This is a genomic window from Flavobacterium sp. HJJ, from assembly GCF_015351475.1.
Taxonomy (GTDB): Bacteria; Bacteroidota; Bacteroidia; order Flavobacteriales; family Flavobacteriaceae; genus Flavobacterium; species Flavobacterium marginilacus.
Genome location: NZ_JADKPR010000018.1, coordinates 102,954 through 114,198 on the forward strand (window position 1 = coordinate 102,954; position 11,245 = coordinate 114,198).

General features: G+C 35.5%; 6 protein-coding genes. 5 read left to right on the forward strand and 1 reads right to left on the reverse strand.

Translation table 11 applies throughout. The annotated features are described in order from the left end of the window. Positions 1-12: 12 nt before the first annotated feature. The gene (locus IRZ80_RS14730) at positions 13-1,119 is read left to right on the forward strand and encodes an ABC transporter permease (protein ID WP_194642337.1); all 1,107 of its coding nucleotides are present in this window, start codon (positions 13-15) and stop codon (positions 1,117-1,119) included. A 2-nt stretch (positions 1,120-1,121) separates the two neighbouring features. Next, positions 1,122-2,240 (forward strand): ABC transporter permease, encoded by a 1,119-nt coding sequence (locus IRZ80_RS14735; protein WP_194642338.1) that lies wholly within the window; start codon positions 1,122-1,124, stop codon positions 2,238-2,240. A 384-nt stretch (positions 2,241-2,624) separates the two neighbouring features. Here the strand turns inward: IRZ80_RS14735 and IRZ80_RS14740 are convergent, their stop codons facing one another. Next, on the reverse strand, positions 2,625-5,876 hold the full coding sequence (locus IRZ80_RS14740; protein WP_194642339.1) for a glycoside hydrolase family 2 TIM barrel-domain containing protein: 3,252 nt from the start codon (positions 5,874-5,876) through the stop codon (positions 2,625-2,627). 613 nt (positions 5,877-6,489) lie between these two features. Here IRZ80_RS14740 and IRZ80_RS14745 point away from each other — a divergent pair. From IRZ80_RS14745 to IRZ80_RS14755, 3 genes are all read left to right on the forward strand, one after another. Beyond that, a complete protein-coding gene (locus IRZ80_RS14745) occupies positions 6,490-7,524 on the forward strand; it encodes a LacI family DNA-binding transcriptional regulator (protein WP_194642340.1) in 1,035 nt (344 codons plus the stop codon). Between the two features lie 246 nt (positions 7,525-7,770). Then, a complete protein-coding gene (locus IRZ80_RS14750) occupies positions 7,771-9,936 on the forward strand; it encodes an alpha-glucuronidase family glycosyl hydrolase (protein WP_194642341.1) in 2,166 nt (721 codons plus the stop codon). Positions 9,937-10,007: 71 nt separating this feature from the next. Further along, entirely contained in the window at positions 10,008-11,159 is a 1,152-nt protein-coding gene (locus IRZ80_RS14755) for an endo-1,4-beta-xylanase (protein ID WP_194642342.1), read from the forward strand. Positions 11,160-11,245 lie beyond the last annotated feature (86 nt).

Below are 11,245 nucleotides of genomic sequence, written 5' to 3' on the forward strand. Positions count from 1 at the left end.
AAAAAAATAGATATGAAACAATTTTTCACATTTGTAAGAAAGGAATTTTATCACATTTTTCGAGATGTACGAACGATGCTGATTCTGATATTGATGCCGATTGTTCAGATTGTTCTTTTTGGATTTGCTATTACCACAGAAGTTAAAAATGCCAAAATAGCAATCTACGACCCATCCAAAGACATTTCTTCACAACGGATTATCGAGCGTATAAAAGCCAGTGATTACTTTGAAGTGTCCCGATATTTACACAGTGCATCTGAATTGAATGACGCTTTTAAGGATGGGAAAATTGGGCTTGTTATTGTATTTGGTGAGCGTTTCAATGAAACATTAATACATACAGGCAAAGCACAGATACAACTGCTTGCCGATGCTACCGACCCAAATAACGCCACTACTTTAACCAATTATGCATCGGCTATTATTGGCAGTTATCAGCGTGATTTGATGGGGCAGAGCAATATGCCTTACCAGATTCAGCCGGAAACAAAATTACTCTACAACCCACAGATGAAAGGAGCTTATAACTTTGTGCCTGGCGTGCTGGGGATGATATTAATGCTTATCTGTGCAATGATGACTTCTATCGCTATTGTACGGGAGAAAGAATTGGGAACTATGGAAATATTACTTGTTTCGCCAATGAAACCGATTTTTATCATTTTGGCGAAAGCCGTACCTTACTTTTTTATTTCCTGTGTAAATCTGGTAACAGTACTGTTGCTGTCAGTGTATGTTTTGGGTGTTCCTATTGCAGGAAGCTTGTTTTGGTTAATCATTGTCTGCTTGATTTTTATTATTGTTTCCCTTTCTTTGGGGCTGTTGGTTTCAACGATTACCGATACACAATTGGCAGCAATGCTGGTTTCGGGAATGGTTTTTATGATGCCTGTAATGTTGCTCTCTGGAATGATGTTCCCTACTGAAAACATGCCTATTGTATTGCAGTGGATTTCGAATATTATTCCTGCCAAATGGTTTATCGTTATTGTAAAAGATATTATGATAAAAGGTGTAGGGATTGAGTCGGTTTGGAAAGAAGTATTGGTGCTTTGCGCAATGGCATTGGTTTTAGTTATCGTTAGTTTGAAAAAATTTAAAATAAGACTGGAGTAATTATGCTGAAATTTTTATTAGAAAAGGAATTCAAACAGATTCTCAGAAACTCATTCCTGCCGAGATTAATAATAGGGTATCCATTCATAATGCTTTTGGTACTGCCTTTGGCTGCCAATTTTGAAATCAAGAATATCAACCTTTGTGTGGTCGATAATGACCACAGCAGTTATTCAAGACAGCTGATCCAAAAGGTGGTATCGGGCGGTTATTTTAAATTAACCGATGTGTCCGCAAATTATAATCAGGCATTAAAAAGTATCGAAACCGATCAATCCGATATTGTTTTGGAGATACCGGCAAATTTCGAAAGAGACCTTGTACGAAATCAAAATGCCAAAGTATTGATTGCTGCCAATACCGTTAACGGAACCAAAGGAGGTCTGGGAAGTGCCTATTTATCAAGCGTTATTGCCGATTTTTCGAACCAGATCAGAAGCCAGTGGATAAGCCCTTCGCAAATGTCGGCTTCAGCTGTTCAAATCATTGATATTGTGCCACACAATAAATTCAACCCGCATCTTTTATATAGCATCTATATGGTTCCTGCCTTAATGGTTATGCTGCTCACCATGTTATGCGGTTTTCTGCCCGCACTGAACATCGTAGGAGAAAAAGAAAGCGGTACTATGGAACAAATTAATGTAACACCCGTAACCAAAACCATGTTTATCATTTCCAAACTGATACCGTACTGGATTATCGGATTTGTGATTCTGACCATTTGTTTTGGTGTTGCCTATCTGGCTTATGGACTAATTCCTGCTGGAAATCTGACTACTATTTACCTATTCGCAGCCATCTATATTTTTGGTGTTTCAGGTTTTGGTTTAGTCATATCCAATTATTCCAATACCATGCAGCAGGCTATGTTTGTGGTGTTTTTCTTTATGCTGATCCTGATATTGCTCAGCGGATTATTTACCCCAGTCGAAAGCATGCCTCAGTGGGCGCAGCACATCACTTCATTAAACCCGCTGAAATATTTTATGCAGGTAATGCGTCTGGTTTACCTGAAAGGAAGCGGTATTTTCGAATTGGGTTCACAACTGACAGCTCTGATTATTTTTGCAATTATTTTTAATACCCTGGCCATTTTGAGTTATAAGAAGAGTAATTAGGGCATGATCTCGTTAATTAATTTTTGATTTCATAATAACATTTTTGACAACGAGGTCGGGCTCTCCACTGTATCTTTTCTTTTCCTAAAGAAGGAAAAGAAAAGGATGCCGTTTCGATCCCTCATGCAAAAAACACTGTTGATCCGATTGATAAAAGTGTCTTTTAGAGAATATGGCGTGCGTTTGCAGGAAACCCCTGCCACGTCTTGATAAAATATTGGATGTTGGCTATAGTAAAAAACTGAAATAGGTACAAAAAAAAAGAATCGAAGTTTTGAGACTTCGATTCTTTTTTTAATAATGCAATAAAATTTAGGTAATGTTTTTTTATGTATAGAGAAGCAATTCCTCAAAAACAATTCCTTATTTTTTTATCAATTTAAATTATTTTATTTTTTCTGGCATAAAACGCAAAGTATAAGAGAGGTCACCACCTTGATCATTGCCTGGGTAAGGAACTTCATACTGTGGCAGGCAAGAGTCAGAGAAACAGCTGTTGTTACCAATACCACGATGCCAGTAGTCAAAATGAGCGAATACTTGATCGTATCGTTTTAAATCTGCCCAGTGCAAACGCTCGTAATGAGTACTGTGGTTCCACATTAGTTCGTCATAGTGACTAAGTGAGAAAGATACCATTCCTTGAGTTTTAATTCTCAGATTCACCTTGCTAGCTTTGTTGGTAAGAATAAGTTCGCGCAATTCCTGGTGATCACCATAAGTTTGCGGATGAATATATTCTTCTACCATTTTATCTACAGTAGTAGTATAGCGTCCTAAGTATGAACCTGTTTGGCGGTCTTTGTAATTAGAGAATGGTCCTTTTGCGTAGTATTCCACATTTTCAAATCCTTGTGCAAACTGCATACCCAAACCAAGACGGCGAAGGCCTCTGCGTTGCGGGTCGAACTTCACTTCCATATCTACCATACCGTTAGGATAGATAGTATAATTTACAGAGTAGTTTGTCTTCCATCCAGTTGCTCCTGATGAAAGGATTACATTATTTCCTTGCTGGGTAAGATTAGTGTTAATATTATGATTGCTAATACCTGTTGCAGCATAGTCGTACTTACGATCCCCAGAATCACCGTTGTCTTTTTCATATTGTTTATTTTCGGTATCATTGTCTATACGACGGTAATCATTGTATTCTGGAGCTTTGGCAATAAGTTGCTGACCATTGAATATATAGCTTTCTATTGCACCGTTACTGTCAAACTCTACCGAAAAGTTTTCGCCAGTTACCTTATTACCATTTATATTTAGTGTACCATTAGCGGTAATGGATGGTAAATTTCCACGTTTTTTTAGAATAAATTGTTCATCAGCCAGCTGATAGCCAAGCTTAGCCCAAATAGTGGCGTTTTTTAAACAGAGGCTAACTGTGATCGTGTATTCAGAATCGTCATTAATTGCCAGTTTAAAAGGTACGTTAATCGATCGTGATTCTCCGGATGGAATATTTATATCAGCAACCTTACCTTCTTCAATTACAACACCATCTTTGCGTACAGCGTAACTCAGATAGAACATATCTGCAAGATTATTAAACGGATACTTATTCTTAATGTTTACTTGTTTGTTATCGGATGTTAAACCAGAAAATTCTACATACTGATATACTTTTTTAATTTCAGTAAGTTTAGCTGTCCAGGAACGGTCTGGAGTAATAATACCGTTGTTAAGGTAATTACCTTGAAATGAACGGTCGTTGAAGCGTCCAGGGTTATTGATAACGTAATTATCAAAATCATAACCGGTAGCCCATGCGTGGAATCCATCTTTGTTTACCAGATCTCCTTGCTTAATTTTAAGAGGATCGTAAAGTGCCTGATCAACCCAATCCCATATACAAGCACCAAGGATACCATTACTGCCTTCAATCACTTTCCAGTAGTCAGTAAGGTTACCCACAGCTTGTCCCATGGAATGCGCATATTCACATATAAAAAACGGTTTTCCGTTTTTACCGTTTACTAATCTTTTTGCTGCATCTACACTCGTATACATTTCCGAATACATATCCGAACTGCTATCGTTGCCGTGACAGTGTATGTAACGATTGTCTATTTTTCTAACCTCTTTATAGGCTTCGTTCAGGTTGTTACCATCTCCATTTTCATTTCCAAGAGACCAGAAAATTATACTTGAATGATTACGGTCTCTGCGTACCATTCGTATGTTTCGGTCTACAAAAGCATCTCGCCAGCTTGGATTTTTTGTTAAGCTCTGGTTACCATGACATTCAAGGTCCGCTTCATCCATTATATAAAGACCGAAAGCATCAAACATCGCATTCATTTTTGCCTGACGCGGATAATGACTTGTGCGGACCATATTAAGGTTGGCTTGCTTCATTAGAGTGATGTCTTTCAGCATAGTTTCAACATCTACATAGCGACCGTATAGTGGATGAGTGTCATGTATGTTTGTACCCTTGAAGAAGATGCGTTTGCCGTTAATGGTAATATAATGATTATCGCCATTATTTACCTCTTGAATGTTGCGGAAGCCATATTTGGTAGAGAATACCATTTCTTCTTTACCATTCGCCATTTGGCTGATAATTATAGTATAGAGATAAGGGTTTTCGGCATTCCAAGCCGTAAGTCCATTCAATAATTCTGTTGTAAGATTAACCTGTGGGGCGGCATCTGAAACAGTAACAGCCTGTTCCTTAGAAGCGACAGTTTTGCCTTTGGCATCAACCAATTCAACTTTGAAATTTTTAGTGCTTTTCTCTCCATTGCGATTATCAATGTCTAGCGCTACGTTTAATTTACCGCTTGTTGCGTTCTCATTCTGATTCAATACAGTAATGTAATGGTCACGAACGAATGTTTTCGGTGTAGCAACAAGATAAACATCACGGTGAATACCACTTAAACGCCATTGATCCTGACCTTCCAGATAAGAACCGTCGGTCCAACGATAAACACGTACAGAAACTTGGTTTTCACCTTGTTTTACGTAATTGCTAATGTCAAACTCTGCATCATTGTTTGATCCCTGTGAGTAACCTGCAAATTTGCCGTTTACCCAAACCGCAGCGCCACTATATACACCATCGAAATGAATAAATACATTTTTGTTGTTCCAATCAACTGGGAGTTTAAAATTACGGCGATAGAAGCCAGTAGCATTATGATCGACTACACCATGATCTTCATGTCCCTCTCTTGCAAATGGAGGCTCGTTTTTAAAAGGATAACCTGTATTGTTATAGGTAGGTTTGTTATAACGGCCGTCCATCTCCCAACTCATCGGTACTCTGATTTCGTCCCAGCCGCTGTCATCATAGCCAGAAGCTTGAAATTCGCTGGAATCAGGACCTTGTTTTGTACCTTTTACCCACTTAAACTTCCATGATCCGTTAAGGTTCATTGTCATAGCCTGAGTAGGTGTTAGCCATGTAGTATTGTAATTTTTATCTGCCTTCATGGCTGCCTTATTGGCATAAGGAAAAAACGTAGCGTGTCCTTCTTCTTTATTTACAGCGAACACTTTTTCATCAGATATCCAGCTGATATCAAATTCTGTAGCTTTCTTATCATTTTTTTGCTGCGCTATTGCTGCATTAAGCAATAATAATAAGCATATTAAAATTGGATTAAGTAATCTGTTTTTTTTCATTTGTAATTGGTTAACTTATTAATAGGTAATGGTATTGTTTGTCTTTATTTATTATGGTATTTATGTACATATTGTATGAACCAGATTAAATTTAAGGGCTTTATTAAAACTAATAGTTTATTGTAACAATAGATAAAATTATTATTGCCTATTCGAATAGTTATAAAATAATTTTTGTTTACCTAGTATCAACAACAAGAGAATAAATCCATGATATAAGTGCCGATGCAAACAGACTAAAACGTTTTAGCATTAAAAAATAAAATTATTATTTATTAAAAATAATGATGAAATAAGGTATTATTAGATAGTGTGGTTTATTATATTGATATATAATAGATTAAAGGGCTAAAAGACAATATAGAGCAGAATGAAGAAAAAAAATAATGAAAAATATCTCAAATTAAATTTTGGATGATTATAATTTATTTTCCAAGATGAGCCTTTTTTTAGTTAATTATTTTAAAATAAAATTTGTTGATTGCAGTGTTTATAATGTAAGTAATGAATAAAATTATTCGAAGATTTAGTTATAAAGCAAATAAAATTTATTTAACGATTCTGAGGAATGTTTCTAAATTACTTATATTTACATTTAAATTGTATTGAGTTAATGGAAGAAAATAAACATGTAACAATCTATGATATAGCTGAAAGACTAAATTTAGCTACGTCTACTATTTCCAGAGCATTAAAAGATCATCATACTATTAGTGATAAAACCATCAAAAAGGTTAAAAAAACCGCTGAGGAAATGGGATTTGTACCTAATACCCTTGCTGCTGGTCTTCGCGGTAATAATACTAAGACAATAGGAGTGTTAATACCTACTGTTACACAGCCCTTCTTATCCTCTTTAATCAGCGGTATCGAAATTACAGCTCAGAAATCGGATTATACGGTTATTATTATGCAGTCACATGACTCTTATCATGAAGAGGTAAATATGGCTAAGTCTTTATACAGCAATAGAGTAAGCGGTGTAATTTGTTCATTGGCAATGGAGACTAAAGATACTTCACACTTTCAGCAGTTTACTAATAATAAAATTCCACTTGTTTTTGTTGACAGGGTTCCTAAGGATTACAATACTTTTAGAGTAGTCATCGATAATTATTCGGCGGGATATAAAGCCACCAAGCATCTTATTGAGCAAGGCTGTGTGCGTATTGCGCATTTAACAGCCGGTTCTGAATTAGGTAACCTATACAGTGAAAGAAAAAGAGGCTATGTTGAAGCCTTAAGAGATCATAATCTTCCAGTAGATGAAGATCTGATCATTAATTTAAAATCGGTTACTTATAAAGAAGGGGTAAAGGCAAGCAATAAATTATTTGATTTAGACCCAATTCCTGATGGCCTTTTTGCACCTGGAGATATAATTGCTGTAAGTGCTGTGCAGACAGCCAAAAAAAGAGGTTTAAAAGTTCCTGAAGACATTGCTGTTATTGGGTTTAATAATGACCCTATTTCTCAGATAATCGACCCAAATATATCTACAATTACGCATCCTGCTGAAAAGATGGGAAAAAGTGCGGCCGAAATTATAATTACCAGTCTTAATTCTGTAAAAAAGGACGATGCCAAAGAGATTACATTCCTTAATACCGAGGTTCTTGTGCGCGAATCGTCCAATAGAAATCTATAAATTATTTAATAAAAATAGTGCGAATTTAATCTGCTTGACCAAAATTGGTTTCAAGCAGATTTTTTTTTGAAAAAAAACAGACAAAAATTTTTTTCTTATAACACAAACTTATATTTTTACACAACCGATTGCATAAGACTGGTTATTTTGTAAAATGTATTTTTTTTGATAAAAAAATATTAAAATAATAATGACTGCATCGAAAAATACTTATGCATAAATTAGAAATATAGAAAACAACAAATAATGAAACATAAAAAAAGAAACTTTTTGAGAATGATTGTTCTAATATTTGGAATATCATGGTGCGCATCTGCTCAAAAGGATTACAAATTATGGCTTCAATATAATACAGTAACTGATCTGAATTTAAAAACGGAATATTTATCAAATGTTCAGGGAATTACTGTCTTAGGAAAATCCGAAACAATGAGTATTGCTGCAAAGGAACTGCAGTCGGCATTGAATGCTATGCTTGGAAAAAAAATCAATGCTGGTGAAAAATCAGAAGGGAATAACAATATTATAATAGGTTCAAAAGCTTCTTTAAAACCTGAAATCCTGAAAATAATAGAATCTGATTTTAACCGAATAAATGACGAAGGTTATATTGTAAAATCCATCAATATTAATAACGCAAAGCATATTGTTATTAGCGCAAAAAAAGACGTAGGTGTTTTGTATGGTGTTTTTAATTTTTTGAGATTGATTCAGACTAATAAAAGCATTGAAAAACTGAATATTGCAGATTCACCTGCAACGAATATCCGTATATTAAACCACTGGGATAATTTAGACCGGACAGTAGAACGCGGTTATGCAGGATTCTCTTTGTGGAATTGGCACAAATTACCGGATTTTATAGATCAGCGCTATATTGATTATGCCCGTGCCAATGCTTCGATAGGAATTAATGGAACAGTTCTGACGAATGTAAATGCAAATGCTTTAATTCTGACACCTCAATATTTAGAAAAGGTTGAAGCTCTTGCCAAAGTTTTCAGACCTTATGGAATAAAAGTATATTTAACAGCCCGCTTTTCAGCACCAATAGAAATTGGAGGTTTAAAAACTGCAGATCCAAAAGATGCTGAAGTAATAAATTGGTGGAAAGCAAAAGCCAAAGAAATATATGCTGGAATTCCAGATTTTGGAGGATTTCTTGTAAAAGCAAATTCAGAAGGTCAGCCTGGACCGCAGAATTATGGCAGAGATCACGTTGACGGAGCCAATATGCTTGCAGATGCTGTAGCTCCTTTTGGAGGAGTTGTGATGTGGAGAGCATTTGTGTATTCTGAGCATGATGTGAATGACCGAGCGAAGCAGGCTTATGCAGAATTTCAGCCTTACGACGGAAAATTTAGAGAAAATGTTATTGTTCAGGTAAAAAATGGAGCAATCGATTTTCAGCCGAGAGAACCTTTTCATCCATTATTTGGCGCTATGCCAAAAACACCTTTAATGATGGAATTCCAGATAACACAGGAATATTTAGGATTTAGTACGCATTTGGTTTTTCTGCCTAAACTATTTCAAGAAGTTTTAGAATCGGATACGTATCAAAAAGGCAAAGGGTCTACAGTTGCAAAAATAATTGATGGTTCTTTGTATCAAAATAAAATTACAGGTATTGCTGGCGTTGCTAATATAGGAAATGATTTGAATTGGACTGGACACCCTTTTGCGCAGGCAAATTGGTACGGTTTCGGAAGATTGGCTTGGAATCCCTATTTAGATTCAGAAACAATTGCTGATGAATGGCTGAGATGTACTTTTTCAAATGAAGACAAATTTATTCGCCCAGTAAAAAATATGATGATAACATCCCGCGAAGCAGTAGTTAATTATATGACACCATTGGGTCTTCATCATATTATGGATACCGGTCATCACTATGGACCAGGACCGTGGGTTGGTAATTTGTCAAGACCGGAATGGAATCCTGTTTATTATCACAAAGCAGATAAAAACGGTATAGGTTTCGACAGATCCCAAAACGGTACCAATGCTGTTTCACAGTATGCACCAGAAGCAGCAGGAATTTTTGATAATGTAAAGACATGTCCTGAAGAGTATTTGCTTTGGTTTCATCACGTTTCCTGGGATTATAAGCTAAAAGACGGCAACAGTCTATGGGATGGAATGGCTTTAAAATATCAGCAGGGTGTAAACCAAGTGAAAGAAATGCAGGAGACTTGGAATACAGCCGAAAAATATGTAGACGGCGAACGGTTTAAGGAAGTGCAGATGTTATTGAATATTCAATATAAAGAAGCAAAATGGTGGCGTGATGCCTGTCTGTTATATTTTCAGCAGTATTCTGGCAAAGAACTGCCGAAAGGAGTTGAAAAATCAGTGCAGACTTTAGAATATTTTCAATCATTGAAATTTCCTTTTGCACCCGGAAATTAATGAAACAGCTTAAGTGCTGAGAAGGTTTAAAAAAAATATAGTTTTAATATTATCTAATAAACATATACATAATGAAATTAATAAATAACAGTATACTGCTTGGGGTTCTTTTCATATCAGGCATCTGTAATTCTCAAAACACAAAAACGGCTCAGGCTTCTTTAAAAAACAGTTTTAAAGGTGACTTTTACATTGGAACTGCTTTGAATGTCAGCCAGATTGAAGAAAAAGATGCTAAGGCTGACGCTTTAATCCGAAAAGAATTTAATGCAATTACTGCCGAGAATATAATGAAGTCGATGTTTGTTCATCCTTCAAAAGATAAGTATGATTTTGCAATGACCGAGAAGTTTGTAGCTTACGGAGAAAAGAATAAAATGTTTATTCATGGACATACTTTGATCTGGCACAGCCAATTAGCCCGATGGATGTCTGAAATTAAAGACAGTACCGAAATGAAAGCATTTATGAAAGATCATATTACAACTATTGTTTCCAAGTTTAAAGGGCGTATTAATTCTTGGGATGTTGTTAATGAAGCATTGAATGAAGACGGTACTTATAGAAAATCAGTTTTTCTTAATACTCTTGGTGAAAGTTATTTAGCAGATGCTTTTAAACTTGCGGCACAAGCAGACCCTAAAGTTGATTTGTATTATAATGATTATAATATCTGTGAACCAAAAAAGAGAGAAGGCGCAATCAAATTGGTTAAATATATAAAAGCGAATGGCGGAAAAATTGATGGTGTTGGTATTCAAGGACACTGGAGATTAGATAGCCCGTCCTTAGAAGAAATTGAAAAAAGTATTTTGGCTTATTCTGAATTGGGTGTTAAAGTTGCCTTTACTGAACTGGATATTACGGTACTGCCTAATCCTTGGGATTTACAAGGAGCAGATGTAAATCAGAGTTTTGAGGGAAGTGCAAAAATGAATCCTTATCCGAAAACACTGCCTGATTCTATCCAGAATAAATTGGCAGAACGTTATGCTTCAATTTTTAAATTATTTCTTAAGCATAAAGATAAAATCAGCCGCGTGACATTCTGGGGAGTACATGATGGGCAGTCTTGGTTAAATGACTGGCCGATAAAAGGAAGAACAAATTATCCATTATTGTTTGATACTAATTTAAAACCCAAAAAGGCCTACAATAGTGTTATGCAGTTAAAAGAATTGGAAAATAACAAAATTGGCAAGAAAAAGGTTTTTAAAAATTAAGACTAAATCAGTTACAGAAAAAACCGTTTAAATTTTTTGCTGGCATTATTTTTTTAATACTTTTACACAACCGATTGTTTTTTTTG

Coding starts and splice junctions, on each gene's coding strand:
- IRZ80_RS14730 (WP_194642337.1), top strand. CDS start 13: ATGAAACAATTTTTCACATTTGTAAGAAAGGAATTTTATCACATTTTT.
- IRZ80_RS14735 (WP_194642338.1), top strand. CDS start 1,122: ATGCTGAAATTTTTATTAGAAAAGGAATTCAAACAGATTCTCAGAAAC.
- IRZ80_RS14740 (WP_194642339.1), bottom strand. CDS start 5,876: ATGAAAAAAAACAGATTACTTAATCCAATTTTAATATGCTTATTATTA.
- IRZ80_RS14745 (WP_194642340.1), top strand. CDS start 6,490: ATGGAAGAAAATAAACATGTAACAATCTATGATATAGCTGAAAGACTA.
- IRZ80_RS14750 (WP_194642341.1), top strand. CDS start 7,771: ATGAAACATAAAAAAAGAAACTTTTTGAGAATGATTGTTCTAATATTT.
- IRZ80_RS14755 (WP_194642342.1), top strand. CDS start 10,008: ATGAAATTAATAAATAACAGTATACTGCTTGGGGTTCTTTTCATATCA.